The following is a 21647-nucleotide window of genomic DNA, read 5'->3' as shown; positions in this document are numbered from 1 at the left end:
GCTATGCGAGTGCTCCGCCTCTTTGATCCCTGGCAGGGAGAGCTCTGTACTTGCCCTCCAAAGTATACTTTGAACCCCTACACCGGATGTACCCATCGGTGCCTCTACTGCTACATCTCCTCCTTTATCCCCCGGGCCTTTGAGGTCCGAGAAAAGCCTCCCTTCCTGCACCTTTTGGAAAGGGACCTGAAAGAACGCGAAAAAACCCTCTATCTCTCCCTTGCGAACTCTTCTGACCCCTACCCCCCGGTGGAAGCAGATCGGGAACTCACAAGGGCGATTCTCAAGCTTTGCCAGAGGGAAGGTGTACCCGTGCTGATTCTGACCAAATCTCCCCTGGTGGTACGGGACGCCGATCTTTTGCGGACGATGCAGGCCGCAGTAAGCATCACCATCACAACCCTGGACAGCCAAAAAGCCCGGCTTCTTGAGCCCGGTGCCCCTCCCCCGCAGGACCGCGCCCGCGCTCTTCAGACCTTGGCGGAAGCCGGTATCCCCACAATCCTTCGCCTGGATCCCATTATTCCCGGCATCAACGACACTCAGGAAGAATGGCATACCATGCTTGCGCGGCTTGCTCCGTACATCAGGCAGGTTGTTGCCTCCACCCTGAAGCTCCGGTGGGATACAGGGGAAAGGATTGCTGCCTCCTTCCCGGAAACACGACACTTTCTGCCTCTCTTCTCCGAGAGAAAAGGACGGAGTCTGTACCTTGAACAAAAGGTGCGGCACGCTCTTCTGGAAGAGCTCCGGGAAATCGTCCATGCTCACAATCTCCCCTTCTCTACCTGCCGAGAGGGTTTCCCCGAGCTCAACGACCTCACCTGTGATGGAAGTGCTCTGCTCAGTCAATGAGGTGTTCAATGTCGAAGGAGGCAATGTCCTCTTTCGTGTAAAAGCTCTCGAAATTTTCCTCTGCCGTCCCCACAATGGCCACAGTGAGTTCTTTCATGAGGTCGAGGTCCCTGGGTTTCTCAAGGGGCTGGCCATTCGGGTCACGGATGACCCGAACCACAGGGCGAATCGGGAGACCCTCGTTCAGACGAACCACCACGGCAATCTCCCCGGTTGTGAGACGAACGGTCTCCCCTACGGGATAGGGAGCGATGTGACGCACCATGGTGGTGACCACCTGGAGGTCGAAGAGTCGTGAGGCATTCCCCATGAGGTACTCCAGGGCCTCCGCGTAGGAGAAACGCTTTCGGTACGGTCGGTCCACCGTCAGGGCATCGTACACATCGGCACAGGCGCAGATACGGGAGAGGAAATGGATGTCTTCTCCTGAGAGCCCATAGGGGTATCCGCTGCCGTCAAGGCGCTCGTGGTGCTGGAGGGCGATAACTGAGGCGAGAAAGTCGTACTCCGGGTTTCTCTGGATCATCTCCTTACTCCAGACAGGATGCATACGAACGAGATTCCGTTCTTCCTCAGTGAGGTTTCGTTCTTTCACCAGAAGGTCTTCGGGGAGACGAACTTTCCCAAGGTCATGGAGAAGAGCACCAAGTCCAAGTTTTCGAAGCTGCAGACGGGAGAGGTTTAGGCATTTCCCCACAAGGAGGCTCAGAACAGCCACGTTTACCGAGTGATGGAAGATGAGGTCATTGCGGCTCTGCATCTGGACGAGGTAGAAAACGGTGGTGGGGTTGGTGAGGATCTCATCAAGAACCTCCTCAAGCACCTGAAGAACTTCATGGTATGAAACTCCCCCCCCACGTCTGAGGCGTCTCACGGTATCATGGAGTATCCTCTGTACCCGTTTCCTGGTCTCAACGCGCAGCGGTTCGCTTACCGCAATATCCTCAAAGAGTTCGTGTTCCACAAAAATCGACTGGAAACCAAGTTCTCGGAGTTTCTGAATATAGGCTTCAGTGAGCACCACGCCTCTGTTAAGGAGAACAGAGCCGTCTTCCCGGAGCACTGGATACGCGACCTTCATTCCAGGCTTCAGCTCACTCACCGGAACCCGAATCATGGCCCGTACCACCGCCGAAGAAAACAAAAGACCTCTTCTGGGGCACCTCCCAGGTGACCTCTGCCGTCCCCACAATGGCCACAGTGAGTTCTTTCATGAGGTCGAGGTCCCTGGGTTTCTCAAGGGGCTGGCCATTCGGGTCACGGATGACCCGAACCACAGGGCGAATCGGGAGACCCTCGTTCAGACGAACCACCACGGCAATCTCCCCGGTTGTGAGACGAACGGTCTCCCCTACGGGATAGGGAGCGATGTGACGCACCATGGTGGTGACCACCTGGAGGTCGAAGAGTCGTGAGGCATTCCCCATGAGGTACTCCAGGGCCTCCGCGTAGGAGAAACGCTTTCGGTACGGTCGGTCCACCGTCAGGGCATCGTACACATCGGCACAGGCGCAGATACGGGAGAGGAAATGGATGTCTTCTCCTGAGAGCCCATAGGGGTATCCGCTGCCGTCAAGGCGCTCGTGGTGCTGGAGGGCGATGCAGACACTCTCTGCTTCCTCCGACACCCACTCAGACATAAGCTCCGCAGACCAGAGCGGGTGTTTCCTGATGAGACCCCACTCTTCTTCAGAAAGACTCTCTGGTTTATTCAGGACCTCAAGAGGCACGCGAATCTTCCCAAGATCATGCATGAGGCTCCCCAGAGCGAGTACCCGAAGCTGCTGGCGGGAAAGCCGTAGGAATTTCCCGATGAACACGCTCAAAGCGGCCACATTCACAGAATGGGAGAAGACCGCATCATCGTGCTGCCGCAGCTGAATAAGGCTCACCACCGATTTTTTGGTGCTCAGCACCTCATCAATAATCTCATCGACGAGCCTCTTGAGGGGTTCCACCGCGGCCTCTTTCCCCCGAACGATCTGGTAAAAGGACTCGTTAAGGGTCACAAGAGCCTGACGGCGGATATCGTAGGAAATGACCTCCTCAAGGTCAACATCAGCAAAATGGGGATCCCGGACGTAGATGTACTCAAACCCCAGTTCTCTAATCTTCCGGATAAGGCGGTCGTTCAGACGAACTCCTTCTTTCAGGAGGACCACTCCATCGTCCCGAACAAGAGGATAACCAACGATCATGCCCGGCTTCAGGCGGCTTGTAGCGATACGAATCATTGTCCTCTCCCGTTGCCTTTCGGTGTGTTTTTGTCTATTATACTGTCAAAAGGAGCGTGGCAAAAGAGACCTTGGTGAACTGGCGAGAGCATCTCGAAGCGGTAAACATCCCACTCTATATCCTCCCTGCAAAGCTTTCAGGATGGTATGAAGAAGGGGCATGGGTTGCCTCCCCGCCCTGCGATGTTGTGGAGCTTGCACGAAAGGTCCGGGGGAAATTTCCTTTTGTACTCCAGTGGGAGGTATATGCTCCTCCTTCGTCTCTGCCCTTGAGTGAAGGAGAGATGGAGAGCGTTCTCTGTTCTCTCGAGAGAATGATTGACGAATTCCTGTATTCCCTTTCTTTCTACGAGAAGATTGCGAGGAACTACCGGTTCATGTTCTCCCTTTGCCTTGTAGCCTATATCATCGGACTCTTCAGTGTGAACACCTGGTGGTTCATCTGGTTCCGCCAGCCCTATCTTGCGCTCACGGGTATCGATAACTGGGCAAGGCGAAGGCGTTTCCTTCGCCTTGCCCAGTGTCGGCTCCAGACAATCACCCAGGGTCAGGACTCCAAGCGGCACAAAGCCCTTTCTGAAGTGCTGGACTTTTTCCTTACCCTCTCCCCTGGGGATCCTGCGTACCTCGAGAAAATCATGAGCTTCCTGAGAGCAAAGGAAAAGACAGAACCCGTCTTTGGAGAAATTCGCAAGGCGTACGAGAACCTCAAAAGACGCGAAAAGGACAAGAGCTATCTCCTCAAGCGCATCCCGCACACCTCCTGGACCAAGGTCAAACGTTTCTTCCTCGGAGATCTCCTCCTTATCCCTGAGGTCTTCACGCCTTTCCTCTGTGTCCCTGTGCGGGACCTTTCTTTTACCCTGGAAGCAGTGGAGGAACGTTATGCCCAAAATCGAGCTTTACAAGCTCTTCAATAAGAGCGGGTACACGCTTTTCTCCCCAAGACACCCCTTCTTCGCGGAAGAGCGATTTGCCCAGTACATCCGGGCTTTTCGGGGCGAGAAAACAGAGATCATCCTCCACGTCGAGGAGAAAGAACAAGAAAGTTTCCTGACACACCTGCCTCCGGAGTTCCTGGCCGTTGAAGAAATTTCGAACGGGTACGCCATCACTCCCCGAAAATCCGCCAGGGAAGTGCAGGAGTACCTGAAAAACGTGTTCTTCGACACCCTCCGGAAAGATGACGCCCTCCTTCTTGAAATACAGAGACACCGGGACCTTTTTTACCACTATGGTCGTTTCCGTTTCCGGGGCTTTTACGGCATTCTCCACCGCCTTTTCCCTATCCTCTTCATCATGCATGGCATTCCGGGGTTCCAGCCAATGGCCTGGGACATGATCATCGGAGACCCGTACTTTGAAGACCGAAACTTCCTCGAGATTTCCCGGCACTACCAGCAGGTGTCCTGGGGTCTGGAAAACGCCTTTGAGGATATGACGCTTCGAGTTGTCGAAAACCACGCACTTCGCTTGCTCAACGACGTGGTCCGAGAGGACAGAAACGGTGAGGGTTTTGTGCAGGCCTTTCGCCTTGCCGCACGGCTTGGCCTTGGATTCCTTAAAGATTTCTTCTGGCCGGCAACCCAGGCGACGGAAAAGAGCGAGTGGACAAGGTTCCTCCGCCCTCCTGTACCCCTTGCTCCATGGAGCGATTCGCAGTGATGTCGGTTCTCGTTGATCCTGCCCTTCTGGGAACCCATCTTGGGCTCCTCGAGAGAGGTTACGAAGACTTCCTGGAGGTGATGGAGACCCTCGCCCTTGAACACCTGAGCAGGAGCCCTGTTCCAGGGCGTTTCCTCTTCCTTCCTGACGCAACGGGGAATGAATTCCGCACCGCTGGGGGGAGGAGAATTCCTGTTCTCGAAATCGGCAATCCCGAAGCACGGGGGAACACCCTGGTCTTTGAAGCCACGTGTCATGGGGGAGAAAAAATCCACTCCCTGACCCTGTTCCTTGCCTTTCTCGCCCTCTGCCAAGGAGGTAGCGAGTGGGAAACCCTCCTGGAAAAGGCGTACTGTATCTTTTTGCCCGTCATAGACCCGGATGGGTGGCACAAAGAAACCCGGGCGTACGTGGACCGCAGCGGTGAGGAGGTTCGTACCCCTGTGGTGGTCAGCATGAACCATATCCGGAACTTCTTCGGCTGGGAGGATGCCAATGCGGCTTTTGGAAGAAAGACGGCGACAACCCGTGGACGGCGTATCCAGGCACTCCAGCAGTATCTCCTGTCCCAGCCGGGAAATATCCGGGTGTACTCCAGCCTCCATGAGACTGTAACCTTAGAGAGTGAATATGTGTACAAGAACGCCGGCATCATGATCTTCCTCCACGAGCGTCTGTCTCCTGAAGAGTACGAGCGCATAGCCCGTCTCCGGTACCATCTCACCTTCTGCGAGAAGGTGGAATACTTTCTGAGGAGTCGCTTCCCCTTCTTTCCCCCAAAATACCGGGGCGAGGTGTTGATGCACTATCCTTCAGTGCAGAAGACACTGGCCATACGGAATTTCATCCGGAAGTGCGGGTTGCCCATTTTCCAGGATGCCTTTGAAGCCGCTTTTCGGGAAATCCCTTTCTTCATAGAACGGGATCTTCCCGTCTTCGAGGGCGTCTATCTCATCGGTCCCATCTTCCAAAAGGCAGGGATTGCCCTTGCACCGGATTTCTACCAGTACCACACCGGATGCACGGGACGAACCATTGAGACCTTCGCTCAGCGCAAAGAACTGAGAATCCTCCAGGGCCTCGCTTTTGTTGAGGGAACGCTGCGAGTTGAAGTGAAAGGAGAACGTTTCTGAAATGCATCTGGAACGAGCCTTTCTCGTTGAGATTCCCCACCCCCTCAATTCTGAAGAGAAAATCGTTGTAGGTTTAAAGAGCTCTCTGAAAAAGCACTACCAGAGGCTTTGGGCTTTTTGGAGAAGCCCCGCAAAGCCCTTTCTCCTCTACTGCGTGGACAGTGCCAGTCCCGATGCATCAACAAGGAAGCGAGTCCTCGAATACGAACGACGGCTTTTTACCCAGTGGCGGAGAGAGTACGAGAGCGCTCTGGGCAGGGATTTGCTTACTCTGGTGCTCTGCATCCTTCTCTCCTATGCCATATGGAACATCGGCTTTATATTCCAGGCAGTGGATGCGCTCTTCATGCTGGCCGGAGATTACCTGAATCCGTATGCTCGGGTCGTTCTCATTATCGCTCCCCTCCTCTACGGGGTGTACCACAAACTCCTTGTGGGGGATACCATCTTTGCCAAAAGAAAGGCCTTTGCCTTTCTTGAGCTTCCTTTGCACCTTGGGGCCCCCCAGAAGGCGGAGTTCGAGAAAGACCTCAAGAAGTTCATCGCCCGGGCGCAGGGCCCCCAAAAAGAAGCCCTCCTCGCCCTGCTCCGCGCTCTTGAGAACAACGACGAGGAGACGGCAAAGAGCATACTTTCTGCCCTGAGCACCTATCCCCTCCCCTTCAAGGAAACCCAGCAAATTACTTCTCTCTGCAGAGAACTCGAATTCCTCCTCGAGGGACAATTCTCCCACCGGATATGCCGGATTCGGCGGAATGAAGCCCTCGAAGAGTTCTTCTCCTCTCCCCTGTACCAGAGTTTCGCCTCGCAGCTACAGCGCCTTGTCCAGGAACTCCCCTCGTCCTCTGTTGCCCTTTTCGAAACACTCCAGGCTCTTGAGCAAACCCTGTGCTCCAGGATGCGGGGAAAGGTGGAGGAAGAAGTGCTTGAAGCTCTCTTAGAGTATTACCGGGAAACCCGCCATGCCCTGATTTCCAGGGCGCGAAGAACCCTAAAGCTTTTCGAATCCCCCAGAGAGTTCCACCTCTTCCCGACACCCGTTCAGACCGTGCTTGTGAGCTTTTTGCTCGTTGGTGTGAGCTTTCTTCTTTTCAGCGTCCATCTCGTGGACCGGGAAGACTTCCTCATCGTGCGAAGCCTAAAAATCGGATGGCAAGGATTTCTCGGTGAACGGCTTGACATCGTCGAACGGGGTGTGTCCCTGGGGTCGAAAAAACTCCTCCTTACCACCCCAAGACCGTTCGCATTCGCGCACCGGGGAACACGTCGCCCCCAGTCCGTCGATGCGCTGTTGCTTTTGCGAGAGGTTGAGCCTGCTCCTCAGGGAGGTATGCTGGGAACACTCCGGTACCTTTGGGAAAAAAGCATGGCATTCTTCAAGGAAGGATACGGGAATGACTTTGTAGTGCTCCACTTTTCCTTCAAATTCCAGATTGCTGACCCCGAAAGGTGGAAACAGTATGACTTTGACGGGAGAGGGAAGGAACGGCTCTCACGGGACCTGGAAAGCTTTCTTTTGGCTTACGCCGACAGAGTACGGGAAAAGTACCGCCAGGCCTTCTTTGAGGAAGAATACGAAACGGCACGGGCGAAGCTTGTGGAGATTTCCCAAAGCCAAACCTTTCGGGAATGGATTCGCCGTTTCCTCTACCCCTCACCCCTTGATACGTACCGAGTAGGGTCGGTGTACGACATGTACCTTCTTGGCCTTGAATGGTTGCGGCGCCACCCGCACATGGAAAACAACCCGGAATGGCAGGCTTTTGTTGAGCACGAAATGGCGCTCATCCGCGAGAAGATGCAGAGTGAGCACGACGACCTCATCGCCAACCCTCTCCGCGTCCGAGACTTTGTACGCAACCCTAACGTTCTTGAGCTTGCAGATTACCCTGGTCTCTACCAGACGCTCCTTGTGATGGCCATCAATGAAATTGCCATGGGTAAGCTCCTGGAAGACCTCAAGGACGAGGCTTACCGAAGAGGCTTCGAAGGAGAAGCCTTGCAGTACCTCAAAAGCGAGAGTCGACTTTTCCAGAGTATTGGTGTCGACCTCCTTGAAGTTCGAACGTCCCTTGAGCGGGTATCGTACCTGTACTATCTGCGATACCTCCAGAAACGCCAGAATCTCTTGTAAGGCGAGGGAACGGGGATGAGCGGCAAAAGGATTTTGGGCATTCTCGGGACCTGGGTTCTTGGTTTCCTGCTGTTTCTCCTCTGCGTTCTAGGCTTTTGCATCTTTTTCGCCTCCTGGCACACTCTTCCCCCAGAGAGTGTGGCTATTGTGCGGGAGGTGTGGGTGCGGGAAGGGGTGCTCTTTGGACCCAGCGCGCTTCCTTTTAGAATACGGGTTGTGGAGAACACCAAGAATGTTCCGGTTCGCCTCTTCGTCCAGCCCCCTCCTTTCGGAGTGGTCGAGGAGGTCCTGCCTCTCCGGGGAGACATTGTTTTCTCTTTCCGGGTCCCGCTCTGGCGGAAGGACACCATCACCGGAAACCCCTACGATGGCAGTGTCGCCTTCGTGGGCGAAGTAGAAGCAAACCTTCGAGTGGTCAACCACGAGCGCTTCGCCAAAAGGCTTGACCCCGTTCTTGCCCGCTACGCAGGGGCAGGGCAAATTTCTCCTCTCCTCGCAGCACCCGAACGGGAAGGTCAGGCACTTCCCCGGAAGCGACAGGACCTGCTTTGTGAAATACTCCGCCTGGACTTCTCGCAGCGTATGATGGGAGAGTTAGGGAAACTTTTCCAGAGCCTCCACTTTAAGCTCTACTTTGCCGAAAAAGTCCTCAAAGAAGCTCCCGCTCCTTCTCCTTCGGAACGGAAGATTGTGATCTGGAAGTACCTCGAGAGATACCCCTGGTACAAGCTCGAACCCCAGGAGATGGGGAAAATCGTTGCCGAAAACGCGGAGATCTTTGAAAAAATCATGACCTACCTGCGTGAGGAACACGAAAAAGGTGAAACCTATGAAAAACTCCGAGGAGAAATTCAGGAGTACTTTGCACAGTACATCACACAGCATCCACAAAGCTATGCCCAAGAACTCTGGGAATACGCCATTGAGAAAGCCTCCTTAGACCACCCTCTGCGCTTGACGCCTGAGGTTCTCCGTGCCCTCACGTACCAGTACCTCCATGGGCGTCCCGCCTTCTTAGAAAACCTCCTGAAGAACGAGGATTACATGGAGTTTCTCACCGCACAGTACGGCGTGGAAATGAAAAATCTCAGTATCCGGATTACCGAGGATTTGGCTTTCCGGTATCCAGAACTCCTCAAGTAGAGGTGAAAGGGAATGCTCCAGAACATCAGGGTTTTTCTCTCCGATATGGACGGAACGTTTTACCTTGGTAACCGTCTGCTTCCCGGAGCTTTAGATTTCGCTGAAACTCTCAAGAAGCAGGGGAAAAACCTGTACTTCCTCACTAACAATTCCTCCCACCGGGCCACTTTCTACGTCTGGAAACTCCAGAGGCTAGGCCTTCGGGATTGCACCGAAGAGCACATCATCACCTCCACCGATGCCTGCATCTTCTACCTGAAAAGGAACCATCCCGGCTCCAGGGTGTTCCTCCTTGCCCCCCGGGAAGTGAGCATAGACTTCCTGCGGGCTGGATTCATCCTGGTTCAGGAGAACCCGGATATCCTGGTTCTCTGCTTTGACACAACGCTCACATACTCCAGACTGGCAAAAGCCTGCATTTTCCTCCGAAAGGGCATCCCGTTCTTTGCTACCCATCCCGACCGTAACTGCCCCACGGAAAGCGAGCCGCTGATTGACGCTGGATCCATTGTAGAGGCCATAAAAGCTGCAACCGGAAGAACCCCCCGGTACTTTGGGAAGCCTTACCCGGAAATGGTGGAATACGCCCTCTGGCGCACAGGGGCGAGCAAAGGTGAAGTCGCCATCCTTGGAGACCGGCTGTACACCGACATCGCCATGGGGCAGCAAGCCGGCATCACCACCATTCTCCTGCTCACCGGGGAAACCCGTCGTGAGGACCTCAGGTCCTCTCCATGGCAGCCAGACTTTGTATTCGCTTCCCTTGAAGAATTGGCTCAGGCCATCAGGGAGTGAGGAAGGTGGGAAAAGACCCCTTTGCTCTCCTCGGAACAGCTTTCCCTTGTTCCTGTGGCAAAACCCACAGGATTCGGACGAAGAGGATTCTCGTGGGCAAGGGCATTCTCGCCCGTATGCCTGGAGTCCTCAGAGAACTCGGCTTTTGTGGAAAGGCCCTAGTGCTCTTTGATGATGCAACTTACGAAGCCGCGGGAAAAGAGGTGTGTAGCCTCCTTTCCCGGAATGGCTTTGCCGTCATTCCTGGCCTTCTCAAAAAGCAGGAACACTTTCCTTTCCTTGAGCCGGATGAAGAAGCCAGAAGCCAGGTTGGAGAGTTCCTCTTCCATCGGCCGGATTTCCTCGTGGCCGTAGGATCAGGAGTGATCAACGATCTGACGAAGTTCGTCGCCCACAGAGCGGGTCTTCCCTATGTGGCTGTTGCCACCGCTCCATCCATGGATGGATACGTGTCTCCTGGAGCACCGATGCTTGTTGGGGGGTACAAGGTGACCTATGACGCCACACCTCCGGTGGTGCTCTTTGCCGACATAGAAGTCCTCTGCTCTGCTCCCCTTTCACTCATCCAGGCTGGTTTTGCAGACCTCGTCGGAAAAATCACCGCCAACGCCGACTGGACCATCCGCCGGGTACTCTTCGGCGAGGATTTCTGCGACGCCCTCTGGGAACACACTACTTCCTTCCTGAAAGCTCTGAGTGCTCACGCCGAAGGTATACAACAACGGGATGAGCAGGCCATCACTGTACTCACGCAGGCCCTCATCCAGTCTGGGCTCAGCATGGAGATGATCGGGGATTCCCGTCCTGCCTCAGGAGGAGAGCATCTCATCGCCCATCACCTCGAAATGATGGCCCTCCACAGAGGCATTCACCCCTCTTTCCATGGTCTACGGGTGGGAGCGGCAACCTGTACCGTGTGGAACCTCTTCCAGCGCTTCCTCGCCGAAGAACTCCCCCAGAGAGGAAGGCTTAAAGCCACCGTGGACCAGGAAACGTTGAAAGTCCACTTCGGTCCCCTCTTTCCCTTTATCGAAAAGCCGGCTCAGAAAAAGCTCAACATTTTGTGGCCGGAAATTGACTTTTCCACCCTCAAGCAGGCTGTGAAGGAGAAAATCGCCCTTCTGAATCCTCTCCGCCTTCTCGAGCGGGCAGGTATCCCCACGAGCTTCGAGGCCCTGGGGTTTTCTCCTGTAATGGTCCGTGAGGCCTGTCTTTTTGCCCGATTTCTGCGCGATCGGGTGACGCTCCTTGACCTCCTGGATCACCTTGGAGTCCTTCAAGAATTCCTTGATACCACCCTCAGCGGATGACGCAGGAAGGACATTCGTCGGTTTCCTTTTTGGACCCTCTGGGGACTTTCTTCCACAGACCGAGTTCTGCCTCCTTGGCTTTCTCTTGCATGCTCAGGAGATACCCAAGGAGGTTTCTCCCTGCAGTCTTCTCGTCGAGAGTCACAAGACCTTCACAGAGGAGTACGGCATTGACGATGCAGGGTTCTTCTTCCGGATCCTGCTGCACGTAAAGGTACCCTACCCAGGGGTGTTCTTCCAGAGTATGTCCCAGAGCAAAGTCAAAACGCACCTTCTGTCCTTCCACCAGTTCCCGCAGACGGGAAAGAGCCAGACGGTATATCTCGGGATTCTCAAGGGGAGATGAAACACCAGCAAGCTTCACCCGAATCCTCTTGAATTCCCCCTTTTCCAGAATTTCGGCAACGACAAGGTTTGGACGGACACACTTCACAACCCGAATTTCAGGGAGCTCTCCCTCCCCAAAGGCCCCAAAGGGGAAGACAAGAAAAGCCATCAGCACCACGCCTAAAACTCCAAAAAACACGTTTTTCACTCCGTCGCCACCCTCCCCCAGGCACCGGTGTCATCAGCACCCTCCACAAGAACCGGGAGAATCTTCCCTGTCCACGTCTCCTGGAGATTCTCCACCCGCACGACAATGTAATTCTCCGAGTGACCTACTCCTGCACCATTTTCGCAAGATTCCACAAGGACTTCAAGCCTTCTACCCACGAAGGACTGGTGGTAGCGCCGGGAAAGTTCTCTCCCCACCTCGATAAGGCGTCGCACCCTCTTTTCCTTTTCAAGCTTAGGAATGCCCTCCCTCTTCTCCCATTCGAAAGCTGCGGTACCGGATCGAGGAGAGAAGGTGAAAACGTGCATTCTCGAAAAGCCCAAGGTCTGACAGAAACGCACGGTTGCTTCGAAATCCTCCTCCTCCTCTCCCGGGAACCCCACGATGACATCGGTGGTGATGGCCACATGGGGACAAAATGCCCTTGCGGTCGTCACCAGTGCCTCGTATTCTCTGGAGGAATACCCGCGAGACATCTTCGCCAGTATCCTATCGCTTCCACTCTGGAGTGGCAAATGCAAATGAGGGCAAATTCTCGTTCCCAGGGCAAAGAACCTGCGAAGGAAATCCCTTGAGAGGAGGTAGGGTTCAAGGGAGCTCAGCCGAAAGCGAATGTTCCTGGTATTCTGCACAAGGAGCTCCAGAAGGTCAATGAGCGTTACGGATTGCAGGTCCCTGCCGAAGTACCCAAGGTTCGTTCCACAGAGAACCACCTCCTGAACCCCCTGTGCTTCAAGGTACTGAACCTCCCGCAGGATATCTTCAGGACTTCTGCTTTTCACCCCCTCCCGGAGATAGGGCACAAGACAGAAGCTGCAAAAGTGGTCACATCCATCCTCAACTTTCACCCAAGCCCGGGACCGAGAAGGAAGAGGAAAGGGAGGGAGAGAAAGGGTGATACCTAAGTGTTCAGCGAAGAACCGGCAAACCTCCTTTTCTTTCTGGTCCGAGACGAGGAAAATCACCCTTTCTTCAGGAGGCCTGTATCCACGACGTTGCCAGGCCTTGGCACAGCAACCGACAAGGAGCACCAGAGCTTCTGGATTCCTCCGTAGAGCCCGACGAATGTACTGCCGGGTTTTGCGCTCTGCTTCCCCAGTCACCGCACAGCTGTTGATAACATAGCAATCCGCAACTTCTTCGAAGTCAACCACCTCAAGGCCCGCTCCGCAAAAAGCCGAGAGCAGGAGGTCACTTTCTGCCTGGTTCACCTTGCACCCAAGGGTTTTCACACTTACTCGCATGGTTGCCCTCCATAAAGGCCACAAGAAGCGATGCCCCAAAAAGCGCCGCGGTTTCGCTGCGGAGAATCCTCCTTCCCAGAGACACCGGGTGTATCCCCATCTTAGAGAGCGCCTCCTTTTCCCTTTCGGAGAAATCCCCCTCAGGACCGACAATAAGTGCTGCCGAACCTCCCACCTCTTCTCTTTGCAGAACTTCAAGAAATTGCTCCCTGCAAGAAGCATCGGCAAGGAATACCCGCTGCCTTTTCCCGGAAAGACCAACAAGGAAGTCCTCCCACGACTCAAAAACCCGTACTGCGGGGAACCAGGTTCTCCCGGACTGTTTGCAGGCACTCACGACGATTTTCTCCCATCTCGCCATGCGGTCCTTCGAAACCCGCTCTTTTACAGAGCGTTCCGCCGGGAAAAACCCAATCTCCGTGACCCCTATTTCGACGAGTTTCTCTATCATCCAGTCCATCCGCGCTGGGCTTCTGAGAAAACCTTGCCAGACGGAGAGGAAAAAAGAGGGAACTGCGTCCTCCACCTTCTCTTCAACGAGCACCAGAGCATGCTTGTCTTTTCTCTCGAGCAGTACCCCCCGATACAGTCCTCCCTTGCCATCACCAATGAGGACAGACGCTCGGAGGGGAACTCGCTGTACCTGGAGATGGTGGGTTTCCTCAGGAGAAAGCACGAGAACTTCCCCAATTTGGGGCGTCGGATGGAAGAGAAAACGACCCATGGGTGTCACTCCTCAGGGTGGATGAAGGCCTCCCGCAGACGGTCAAAAAACCCTCCCTTCCGGTTCTCCCCAGAGCTCCCCTCCTGAACACTACCACGCTCGATCTCGAGGAGCCGTTCCAGGAGTTTTCGGTGCTCCCCACTGACCCCCCGGGGGACATAAAGTCGTACCCGCAGAATCTGGTCTCCCCGGGTTCCCGTCCGGGGATCAGGAAGACCCTTCCCGCGAAGGCGCAAAAGCGTTCCGCTCTCCGTCCCGGGAGGAATGCGGATCCTTTCGCTTCCTTGCAAGGTAGGAACCTCAACTTCGTCCCCAAGGACAAGTTGAGTGTAAGTGACGACAAGGTCATAGTAGAGATCCTGTCCCCTCCGTTCCAGAAATCGATGTGGTTTCACCTTTACGAGGACATAGAGATCTCCTGGAGGACCTCCATGCTCACCTGCTCCTCCCTCTCCCGAGATCCGCAGGCGATACCCTGTGTCCACTCCAGGGGGAACCCTGATCTTCATCCTTCGTTCCCTCTGGACTTTCCCTCGACCCCGACAGGTGGCGCAGGCCTCTTCCACCACCCAGCCCCTGCCCTGACAGTACGGGCATGGACGAGACGTAATGATGGAACCAAAGAAAGAGGTCTGGGTATGGCGTATTTCTCCTGTACCGTGACAACTACCACAGGAAATCTTTCTTCTTCCCCCTATCCCCCGGCAATCAGGGCACTCCTCCAGACGCCGGAAGGATATCTCCTTTTCGGTACCGAACGCGGCCTCCTCAAATTCCAGCGTAATCTCAACCGTGACATCCTCACCCCGAACAGGCCGCGCCGCCCGTTCCCTCCGCCGGGTTTGCGTTCCGGATCCGAAAAAGAAATCGAAGATATCCCCAAAACCCGCGAACTCCCGGAAAACCTCAAAATCGGGCCCAAAATCACCATACCCTGCTTGTGCCTCGCCTCCGAAAGCACTGTGTCCAAAACGATCGTACAAAGCCCGTTTCTCGGGGTCGGAGAGAACCTGGTAGGCTTCGTTAATCTCCTTGAACCGCTCAGCCGCCTCCTTGTCCCCGGGGTTTACGTCGGGGTGATACTGACGAGCCAGGCGACGGTATGCCTTTTTAATCTCTTCCTGGGTCGCGTTCCGGTCAACCCCAAGAATCTCGTAGTAATCCCGTTTCATTGCCCACCCACCTTAGCGCCTCCTGCAAAAAAAGAAAGCCCATATCCTCCAGGATATGGGCTTTCTTTCCATCACTTTCCTTCATCATCCACAACCCGGTAATCTGCGTCCACGACGTTATCCCGAGTGTTCCCGGTAGCGCTACCCCCCGAGGAGTAGCCACTTGAAGACCCGCCCTGGGCTGCTTTCTGGTAGAGCTCCTGAGCCATGACGTGCGAGGCCGACTGGAGATCGTCCATCTTCCGGCGAATGTCTGCGACATCGGTGCCTTTCAGGGACTCCTTCAGAGCGTTCAGTGCACTTTCGACACGAGACCTTGTACTCCCTGAGAGCCGATCGCCTGATTCGCGGAGCGTCTTTTCCACCGTGTAGATGAGGTTATCCGCCTGGTTCCGGAGCTCTGCTTCTTCCCTCTTGCGACGGTCCTCTTCGGCATAGAGTTCGGCTTCCCGGATCATCCGCTCAATCTCCTCCTTGGTGAGGCCACTTGATGCTTTAATGGTGATGGCCTGCTCTTTGCCCGTCGCAAGATCCTTGGCCGAGACATGGAGAATACCATCGGCATCGATGTCGAATTTCACCTCAATCTGTGGTACACCCCGTGGAGCCGGAGGAATCCCAGTGAGCTGGAACCGGCCAAGAGAGAAGTTGTCCTTCGCCATGGGCCGTTCGCCCTGGAGAACGTGAATTTCCACCGTTGTTTGGTTATCTGCAGCGGTGGTGAAGATTTGGCTCCGCGAAACCGGAATGGTGGTGTTTCGCTCGATGATTTTCGTAAAGACACCACCAAGGGTCTCAATACCCAGGGAGAGAGGCGTGACGTCAAGGAGAAGAACGTCCTTCACTTCTCCCTTGAGGACACCAGCCTGGATGGCTGCACCCATGGCGACAACCTCGTCAGGATTGACACCCCGGCGAGGCTCCTTCTTAAAGATTTTCTCCACGATTTCCTGGACTTTCGGCATCCGGGTCATGCCACCGACAAGAATCACCGCGTCGATGTCTTCGGGTTTGAGACCGGCGTCACGCATGGCCTGTTCGCAGGGTCCAATGGTTCGCTCAATGAGGTCAATGGTCAGCTGCTCGAGCTTTGCCCGGGTAATGGTCATGACCAGGTGTTTTGGACCGGTGGCATCAGCAGTGATGAAGGGCAGATTGATCTCTGTCTGCAGTGCCGTAGAGAGCTCGCACTTTGCCTTCTCCGCAGCTTCCTTCAGACGCTGAAGCGCCATCTGGTCGCCCCGGAGGTCAATCCCCGTGTCTTTGCGGAATTCCTCGATGATATAGTCCATGAGTCGGCGGTCGAAATCATCACCACCCAGGAATGTATCCCCAGCGGTTGCCTTGACCTCAAAGACTCCGTCGCCAATTTCAAGGATGGAAATATCGAACGTTCCGCCTCCAAGGTCGTACACCGCGATGATTTCTTCCTTCCCCTTCCCAAGGCCATACGCCAGGGCTGCTGCAGTGGGTTCGTTAATGATGCGTTTGACATCGAGTCCTGCGATTTTTCCTGCGTCTTTGGTCGCCTGTCTCTGGCTATCGTTAAAGTAGGCTGGAACGGTGATAACAGCCTCCTGGATTTTCTCCCCTAGGTACTCCTCGGCGTCCTCTTTGAGTTTACGGAGAATCATTGCCGAGATTTCCGGAGGAGTGTAGATTCGATCCCCCACTTTGACACAGGCCTCACCGTGTTTCCCGGGGACAATCTCGTAGGGGAGCACACGGCGGGCTTTTTCCACTTCAGGGTCGTCGTAACGGCGACCCATAAGCCGCTTGATAGAGAAAATGGTGTTTTTGGGATTCGTGATCGCTTGCCGTTTGGCCAGCTGCCCCACCAGGATCTCACCTTGTTTAGTGAATGCCACAACTGACGGAGTCAAACGAGATCCTTCCTTATTGGGAATGACGACCGGCTGGCCACCTTCAAGGTAAGCGACCACCGAGTTTGTTGTTCCAAGGTCTATCCCAATGACTCTGGGCATTTCCCTCAACCTCCTTTCAGGCCATTCTGTCCTGTAAGATGCGGTTCACCTTGACCTGCGCTGGGCGCAGGACCTCGTCGTGATAGAGATACCCTTTTCGTATCTCTTCGACAATTTCAAAATCCTCCCGGTCAGGGAGGGAAACCGTCATCATCGCCTCATGGTACTTGGGGTCAAACTTCTGACCCCTGGTCTCTATGGGTCGAACACCCTCCTTCTCAAGAATCCCCAGGAACTTTCGGTAAATGAACTCCACGCCCTGGAGGAACGCCTCGTGAACGTCATTTTTCTGTCCCTCGGCAAGGGCCTTTTCAAGGTCATCGAGAACGGGAAGGAGTTTCAGAATCAAATCTCGATTGGCGGTCCTCACAAACTGCTGCCTGTAGAGCATTTCTCGTTTCCTGAAGTTATCGAAATCAGCCTTTACGCGTTTGAGGTCATTCAGGTACTCATTGGCCAGCTGCTCTTTCTCAAGGGCTTTCTGCTTTTCCTCCTCAAGGGCTGCTCTGAGCTTTGCGATTTCTTCTTGCAGTGATGCTTCCCCGGTTTCCTGGAGTGGGATGGATTGCTCATGGCTCGTTTCGTCATGCAAAAGTTCCTCCTTGTTCTCCATGTTGCCACCTCCTTTCCTTTACCTTCTTCGACTATTCACAGTTTATCGAGCAACTCTTCATTTGTCAAGTAAGGTCAAAAAATTTCTTCCCCCAGACACAAAAACCCTCCCCTCATGGGGAGGGTTAGTCCTCAGGAAACCTTTACCGTCACACGATATAGGGTTCAAGGAGCTTCTTTGCCAGGAGAATCCCCCGGAGCTTGCTCTCGGTGTCCTTCTCGAAACTCCGATCTTCGTGCTCGATGCTCACCACGTAGTCATACCCGACCTCGTGGAGTGCCGTCAAGAAGGCAGACCAGTCGATGTCTCCTGTTCCGGCTACCTTGTCCACGTACCAGCCAAAACCGAAAATCCCCACTTCGTACAGTTTGTCCCAGAGGATTTTCGTGTCCTTGGCATGGACGTGGAAGATTCTCTCCTTGAAGTCGTACACCACCCGGACGTAGTCAATCTGCTGCCAGATGAGGTGGGAGGGGTCAAGGTTCAACCCAAAGTAGGGAGAGGGAATGGCCTCAAACATCCGTTCCCAGATATAGGGGGTGGTGGCGAGATTCGTCCCTCCGGGCCAGCGGTCCAAGGTGTACAGCATGGGGCAGTTCTCGATGGCGAGTTTCACCCCATGGTCCTCGGCGAACTTCACAAGATCGGGGAAGACCTTGCGGAATTCCTCAAGGGCCTCTTCCACGTTCATCTTCGGATCCCGACCCACGAAGGTCCCCACCACCGGCACCCCAAGCATCTGCGCCGCCTTGATGACCTTCTTGAGGTGCTCATGGGAGAAGCGGCGATTCTCGAGGTTGGGATCGAGGTTATTGGGGTAGTACCCAAGCGAAGAAATGGCAAGCCCGTGGGAGGCAAAGAGCTCCCGAATCCGGGCAGCCTCCTCTTCGGTGAGACTAGCGACATCGATGTGCTGGGTTCCGGCATACCTCCGCTTTTCATAAACCTTCGGCCAACAGGCCACCTCAAGCATGTGAAAGCCGTTTTGGCTGGCCCACGCAACGAGTTCTTCAAGGCTCATCTCAGGCAAACACGCGGTCATAAACCCCAGTTTCATAGCCTTCCCTCCTACCGTACCTGAACCCACGCGCTTTTTCTGGCGCTCTCGAGGATCGCTTCACACAGGACGACCTCCCGCAACCCATCCACAAAGGTGGGGAAGGTCCAGTCCTCTCTTGGCCGGGCCTCAAGAATTGCAGAGTATACCTCCCGGAAGAGGTGTTTCGAGGTATCCGGAAAACCCTCGTTGTGCCCCCCGGGGAAAGAGATGATCTGGCGCGTGGTTTCACTCACTAAAGACGGGTCCTTCATGAGAAGCTCGTTGGCCTTGTCCCTTCTCCCAATCCACAGCTCGTTCGGTCGCTCCGAATCCCAAAAGAGCGCACAGAGAGATCCGTCAATCTCGTAGGTGATTCTGTTCTTCCTTCCGGCCGCTACCTGGTTCACGGTCATCACCCCATGGGCACCACCGTCAAAATGCAGAAGCACGCTGGCGTAATCCTCGGTAGTGATGGGGACGGTTTCGTAATCTTCGGGCTTCAAAATCTTCCCAGCGTATGTCTCTACAGGCTTCAGAGGTTTTTTTCGGGTTTTGTGGAAGGTGGCAAAATCAGCGAAAACCTCCACCACTTGCTGTCCCGAGATGTACTCCACAAGGTCCAGCCAGTGGGAGCCGATATCCGCCACTGCCCTTGAGGGTCCACTGAGCTCGGGCTCTAGACGCCAGTTGTAGTCCGTTTCGTAAAAGAGCCAGTCCTGGAGGTACGAACCGTGGATGGCGAAAATTTTCCCAACCTTTCCTTGACTTACCAAGACACGGGCCTCCCGTACCAGGGGGTAAAACCGGACGTTAAAGTGCACCGCGTGAACCCTTCCGAATTTTTCGGCAAGCTCCACGAGCTCCTCGGCCTCTCTTCGGTTCATCGCCAGAGGCTTTTCACAGACCACGTGTTTCCCAGCAAGGAGGGCCTCCTTCACCATGGTGTAATGCAGGTGATTGGGTGTGCAGATGTGCACGACCTCGATATGGTCTTGCCGGAGCAATTCCCGGTAATCTCCAAAAGCGAGTTCGACCGCAAGATCGTTTGCCTTACAACGAGCGACATCTTCATTGATATCAGCAAGCGCCACAACCTCAGCAAGGAAGGTCCGTCGCGCTGCTTCGATATGGGCGGGACCGATGAACCCAGTACCAATAACCCCAACCTTCAGCGTCCTTCTCACCCTATAACCCCCTTTTCCAGGCGTTCCTTTGCCCAGGTCGCCGTCCCAATAACCCCTGCGTCAAGACCAAGCTGTGCGGGAACGAATTGAATGGTGTCAACCGGAACCATGAAAAGCCGTTCCCGGAGGCCTTTGCGGATACTCTCAAAAAGGAGTTCCCCTGCCTGGGCAACACCCCCACCGATGACGATCATTTCCGGGTTCACCACCACGCAAATACAGGAGAGCGCCTGTCCAATGTACGCCCCACTCCGTTCGATGATTTCCAGAGCCACGCTGTCTCCCTTCTGCGCTGCCTCAGCAATGACCTTTGGCGTGACCCGGGTGAGGTCATCGGCAACGAGGTCCCGAATCAGGGTGTCATTCTGCTGCACCAGAGCGCGCAAGGCCTGAGCCACCATGGCTGGGCCTGAAGCGTACGCTTCAAGACACCCCCGGTTACCGCACCCACAGCGCACGCCATTGGGCTCCACCGTGATATGGCCGAACTCCCCGGCGCTCCCGTCTTTTCCGATGTAGAGCTCTCCGTCGATGATGACCCCCCCACCGATGCCGGTACCAATGGCCACCATGACCATGCTGTTGACGGTTTTCCCTGCACCAAATCGCTTTTCCGCCAGGGTAATTGCCCGGACATCGTTAATCACTGCCACGGGAAGCCCAAGGCGTTTCTCCAGCCACTCCTTCACCGGAACACCGTGCCACTTTCCAGGGAAGTTCGGCAGAAGAATCCCCACCCCGGTTTTCCAGTCGATGAGCCCCGGTATGCCGATTCCCGCCGCCCAGACCTTGAACCCCCGGGCTTCGAACCTCTGGCGAAGCTGGAGTGCTTCCTGGGCAATGTCATCAAGGACTTCCTGTGCGCTTCGCATGGCCCTCGTGGGGATGACACTTCGCTCGAGTACCACGCCGTCCTTGTCCACAAGGGCGATTTTGGTATTTGTTCCCCCGAGGTCAATTCCCAGAAACAGCGCCTTGGCGACCATCGTCTCCCAACCTCCTACACTTCAACCTGGCGGCGAATCTGAGCCTGATCGGCAACAAGAAGGACCGTAAAGCGGAGGCGGTCTCCCCGGGCCACGGATTTCGTCCATTCCACAGGGACCTCATTCCGGAGGTACGTCACCCGCTCAATAATGAACGCTGGAAGGCCGACGCGACACTCAAGGTGTTGCGCTTCCTCCTTTCTCACTTTCCCAACTTCGTAGGTTTCATAGGCGTGGTCAAGGAGAAGACCGTACTTTTCCCGAAGCACTGCATAGAGCGACCCCCGCTCGAGATCTTCCTCGATAAGCCCCGGACAGAGATACAGAGGAATAACAGTGGTTTCAAGGAGAATTGGCTCGTTGTTGGCACAGCGAACCCGGACAATCCGGTTCACCTTTTCCTCCTGTGCAGGAAGCCGGAGGATTTCCCGTACTTTGTCATCCGCAGTAACCACCTCGCAGGAAAGCACCCGGGAACTCGGCTGAAGACCAAGCTCAAGCATGTCCTCGGTGAAACTATAGAGCTTCGGCAGCCTTCGACGAAGTTTCGGAGAGGTGACGAAGGTTCCTTTCCCCTGTTTCCGATAGAGAAATCCCTCTTCCACAAGGCTGTGAATGGCCTGTCGAACCGTGATCCGGCTCACCCCGTACTTCGCGCACAACTCGGTCTCTGGAGGAATCCGATCCCCCGGCTTGAGTACCCCGCTGAGAATCTGACCTTTGAGGATATTCTTCAGCTGCTGGTACAGTGGAATACCGCTCTCTTCAAGAATCTCAGGCATTGCTCCACCCTCCTGTTGTTCAGGATTCTTTCCCCTCCCGGGAGGAAGGGAGGAGTACGCCTTCTAAGTATACCGTACTCACCTTCTTTCAGC

Annotated in this window: 20 protein-coding genes; 8 read left to right on the top strand and 12 right to left on the bottom strand. The window is 54.9% G+C overall.

Annotated features, from left to right (window positions below; all coding sequences use genetic code 11):
• Window positions 1-3: 3 nt before the first annotated feature.
• Window positions 4-855, top strand: coding sequence for an SPL family radical SAM protein (locus ACP6EK_RS07710; protein ID WP_438314930.1), 852 nt, complete (start codon window positions 4-6; stop codon window positions 853-855).
• Here ACP6EK_RS07710 and ACP6EK_RS07705 read toward each other — a convergent pair.
• Together ACP6EK_RS07705 and ACP6EK_RS07700 are read right to left on the bottom strand one after the other, a co-directional pair.
• Entirely contained in the window at window positions 845-1972 is a 1128-nt protein-coding gene (locus ACP6EK_RS07705) for an HD-GYP domain-containing protein (protein WP_438314928.1), read from the bottom strand. The genes ACP6EK_RS07710 and ACP6EK_RS07705 overlap by 11 nt on opposite strands.
• The gene (locus tag ACP6EK_RS07700; RefSeq protein ID WP_438314925.1) at window positions 1950-3089 is read right to left on the bottom strand and encodes an HD-GYP domain-containing protein; all 1140 of its coding nucleotides are present in this window, start codon (window positions 3087-3089) and stop codon (window positions 1950-1952) included. The genes ACP6EK_RS07705 and ACP6EK_RS07700 overlap by 23 nt, the downstream gene beginning before the upstream one ends.
• 56 nt (window positions 3090-3145) lie before the next feature.
• On the opposite strand from ACP6EK_RS07700, the gene ACP6EK_RS07695 reads away from it, so the two are divergent.
• Genes ACP6EK_RS07695 through ACP6EK_RS07665 form a run of 7 tightly spaced genes read left to right on the top strand, consistent with a single transcriptional unit; the run spans window position 3146 to window position 11269 of the window.
• The gene (locus tag ACP6EK_RS07695; protein WP_438314922.1) at window positions 3146-4009 is read left to right on the top strand and encodes a hypothetical protein; all 864 of its coding nucleotides are present in this window, start codon (window positions 3146-3148) and stop codon (window positions 4007-4009) included.
• Window positions 3975-4754 (top strand): hypothetical protein, encoded by a 780-nt coding sequence (locus ACP6EK_RS07690; RefSeq protein WP_438314920.1) that lies wholly within the window; start codon window positions 3975-3977, stop codon window positions 4752-4754. The genes ACP6EK_RS07695 and ACP6EK_RS07690 overlap by 35 nt, the downstream gene beginning before the upstream one ends.
• Window positions 4754-5887 carry a M14 family zinc carboxypeptidase gene (locus tag ACP6EK_RS07685; protein WP_438314917.1) on the top strand — a complete coding sequence of 378 codons (1134 nt, stop codon included), beginning with the start codon at window positions 4754-4756 and terminating at the stop codon, window positions 5885-5887. The genes ACP6EK_RS07690 and ACP6EK_RS07685 overlap by 1 nt, the downstream gene beginning before the upstream one ends.
• A gap of 1 nt (window position 5888) precedes the next feature.
• Entirely contained in the window at window positions 5889-8021 is a 2133-nt protein-coding gene (locus ACP6EK_RS07680; RefSeq protein ID WP_438314914.1) for a hypothetical protein, read from the top strand.
• Between the two features lie 15 nt (window positions 8022-8036).
• A complete protein-coding gene (locus tag ACP6EK_RS07675; protein ID WP_438314912.1) occupies window positions 8037-9164 on the top strand; it encodes a hypothetical protein in 1128 nt (375 codons plus the stop codon).
• A gap of 12 nt (window positions 9165-9176) precedes the next feature.
• A complete protein-coding gene (locus tag ACP6EK_RS07670; RefSeq protein ID WP_438314910.1) occupies window positions 9177-9959 on the top strand; it encodes an HAD-IIA family hydrolase in 783 nt (260 codons plus the stop codon).
• A gap of 5 nt (window positions 9960-9964) precedes the next feature.
• Window positions 9965-11269, top strand: a complete 1305-nt coding sequence (locus ACP6EK_RS07665) for a sn-glycerol-1-phosphate dehydrogenase (RefSeq protein WP_438314907.1) — start codon at window positions 9965-9967, stop codon at window positions 11267-11269.
• On the opposite strand, the gene ACP6EK_RS07660 is transcribed toward ACP6EK_RS07665, so the two are convergent.
• From ACP6EK_RS07660 to ACP6EK_RS07615, 10 genes are all read right to left on the bottom strand, one after another.
• Window positions 11259-11804 (bottom strand): thermonuclease family protein, encoded by a 546-nt coding sequence (locus ACP6EK_RS07660; RefSeq protein ID WP_438314904.1) that lies wholly within the window; start codon window positions 11802-11804, stop codon window positions 11259-11261. The two genes, ACP6EK_RS07665 and ACP6EK_RS07660, sit on opposite strands and share 11 nt — an antisense overlap.
• The gene (gene mtaB, locus ACP6EK_RS07655) at window positions 11801-13069 is read right to left on the bottom strand and encodes a tRNA (N(6)-L-threonylcarbamoyladenosine(37)-C(2))-methylthiotransferase MtaB (RefSeq protein ID WP_438314901.1); all 1269 of its coding nucleotides are present in this window, start codon (window positions 13067-13069) and stop codon (window positions 11801-11803) included. The genes ACP6EK_RS07660 and mtaB overlap by 4 nt, the downstream gene beginning before the upstream one ends.
• The gene (locus ACP6EK_RS07650) at window positions 13017-13793 is read right to left on the bottom strand and encodes an RsmE family RNA methyltransferase (protein ID WP_438314899.1); all 777 of its coding nucleotides are present in this window, start codon (window positions 13791-13793) and stop codon (window positions 13017-13019) included. The genes mtaB and ACP6EK_RS07650 overlap by 53 nt, the downstream gene beginning before the upstream one ends.
• Window positions 13794-13798: 5 nt before the next feature.
• On the bottom strand, window positions 13799-14965 hold the full coding sequence (gene dnaJ / locus ACP6EK_RS07645) for a molecular chaperone DnaJ (protein WP_438314896.1): 1167 nt from the start codon (window positions 14963-14965) through the stop codon (window positions 13799-13801).
• A gap of 71 nt (window positions 14966-15036) precedes the next feature.
• Window positions 15037-16950 carry a molecular chaperone DnaK gene (dnaK, locus tag ACP6EK_RS07640; protein ID WP_438314893.1) on the bottom strand — a complete coding sequence of 638 codons (1914 nt, stop codon included), beginning with the start codon at window positions 16948-16950 and terminating at the stop codon, window positions 15037-15039.
• Window positions 16951-16966: 16 nt separating this feature from the next.
• Window positions 16967-17563: a nucleotide exchange factor GrpE gene (locus ACP6EK_RS07635; protein ID WP_438314890.1), complete on the bottom strand. Its 597-nt coding sequence runs from the start codon at window positions 17561-17563 to the stop codon at window positions 16967-16969.
• 148 nt (window positions 17564-17711) lie between these two features.
• Window positions 17712-18620 carry a sugar phosphate isomerase/epimerase family protein gene (locus ACP6EK_RS07630; RefSeq protein ID WP_438314887.1) on the bottom strand — a complete coding sequence of 303 codons (909 nt, stop codon included), beginning with the start codon at window positions 18618-18620 and terminating at the stop codon, window positions 17712-17714.
• Between the two features lie 11 nt (window positions 18621-18631).
• The gene (locus tag ACP6EK_RS07625; protein WP_438314883.1) at window positions 18632-19786 is read right to left on the bottom strand and encodes a Gfo/Idh/MocA family protein; all 1155 of its coding nucleotides are present in this window, start codon (window positions 19784-19786) and stop codon (window positions 18632-18634) included.
• A complete protein-coding gene (locus tag ACP6EK_RS07620) occupies window positions 19783-20772 on the bottom strand; it encodes an ROK family protein (RefSeq protein WP_438314880.1) in 990 nt (329 codons plus the stop codon). Before ACP6EK_RS07620 ends, ACP6EK_RS07625 begins: the two co-directional genes overlap by 4 nt.
• Before the next feature lie 14 nt (window positions 20773-20786).
• The gene (locus tag ACP6EK_RS07615; RefSeq protein WP_438314877.1) at window positions 20787-21554 is read right to left on the bottom strand and encodes a GntR family transcriptional regulator; all 768 of its coding nucleotides are present in this window, start codon (window positions 21552-21554) and stop codon (window positions 20787-20789) included.
• Window positions 21555-21647 lie beyond the last annotated feature (93 nt).

This window comes from Candidatus Caldatribacterium sp. SIUC1, from assembly GCF_051549785.1.
Taxonomy (GTDB): Bacteria; Atribacterota; Atribacteria; order Atribacterales; family Caldatribacteriaceae; genus Caldatribacterium.
This window is presented reverse-complemented; position numbering and strand designations above follow the sequence as displayed.

Excerpts from the sequence above, each read along its gene's own strand:
- ACP6EK_RS07675 (WP_438314912.1), top strand. The coding sequence starts at position 8,037 with ATGAGCGGCAAAAGGATTTTGGGCATTCTCGGGACCTGGGTTCTTGGT.
- ACP6EK_RS07690 (WP_438314920.1), top strand. The coding sequence starts at position 3,975 with ATGCCCAAAATCGAGCTTTACAAGCTCTTCAATAAGAGCGGGTACACG.
- ACP6EK_RS07630 (WP_438314887.1), bottom strand. The coding sequence starts at position 18,620 with ATGAAACTGGGGTTTATGACCGCGTGTTTGCCTGAGATGAGCCTTGAA.
- ACP6EK_RS07700 (WP_438314925.1), bottom strand. The coding sequence starts at position 3,089 with ATGATTCGTATCGCTACAAGCCGCCTGAAGCCGGGCATGATCGTTGGT.
- ACP6EK_RS07620 (WP_438314880.1), bottom strand. The coding sequence starts at position 20,772 with ATGGTCGCCAAGGCGCTGTTTCTGGGAATTGACCTCGGGGGAACAAAT.
- dnaJ (WP_438314896.1), bottom strand. The coding sequence starts at position 14,965 with ATGAAACGGGATTACTACGAGATTCTTGGGGTTGACCGGAACGCGACC.
- ACP6EK_RS07615 (WP_438314877.1), bottom strand. The coding sequence starts at position 21,554 with ATGCCTGAGATTCTTGAAGAGAGCGGTATTCCACTGTACCAGCAGCTG.
- dnaK (WP_438314893.1), bottom strand. The coding sequence starts at position 16,950 with ATGCCCAGAGTCATTGGGATAGACCTTGGAACAACAAACTCGGTGGTC.
- ACP6EK_RS07710 (WP_438314930.1), top strand. The coding sequence starts at position 4 with ATGCGAGTGCTCCGCCTCTTTGATCCCTGGCAGGGAGAGCTCTGTACT.
- mtaB (WP_438314901.1), bottom strand. The coding sequence starts at position 13,069 with ATGCGAGTAAGTGTGAAAACCCTTGGGTGCAAGGTGAACCAGGCAGAA.
- ACP6EK_RS07685 (WP_438314917.1), top strand. The coding sequence starts at position 4,754 with ATGTCGGTTCTCGTTGATCCTGCCCTTCTGGGAACCCATCTTGGGCTC.
- ACP6EK_RS07670 (WP_438314910.1), top strand. The coding sequence starts at position 9,177 with ATGCTCCAGAACATCAGGGTTTTTCTCTCCGATATGGACGGAACGTTT.
- ACP6EK_RS07705 (WP_438314928.1), bottom strand. The coding sequence starts at position 1,972 with ATGATTCGGGTTCCGGTGAGTGAGCTGAAGCCTGGAATGAAGGTCGCG.
- ACP6EK_RS07635 (WP_438314890.1), bottom strand. The coding sequence starts at position 17,563 with ATGGAGAACAAGGAGGAACTTTTGCATGACGAAACGAGCCATGAGCAA.
- ACP6EK_RS07650 (WP_438314899.1), bottom strand. The coding sequence starts at position 13,793 with ATGGGTCGTTTTCTCTTCCATCCGACGCCCCAAATTGGGGAAGTTCTC.
- ACP6EK_RS07680 (WP_438314914.1), top strand. The coding sequence starts at position 5,889 with ATGCATCTGGAACGAGCCTTTCTCGTTGAGATTCCCCACCCCCTCAAT.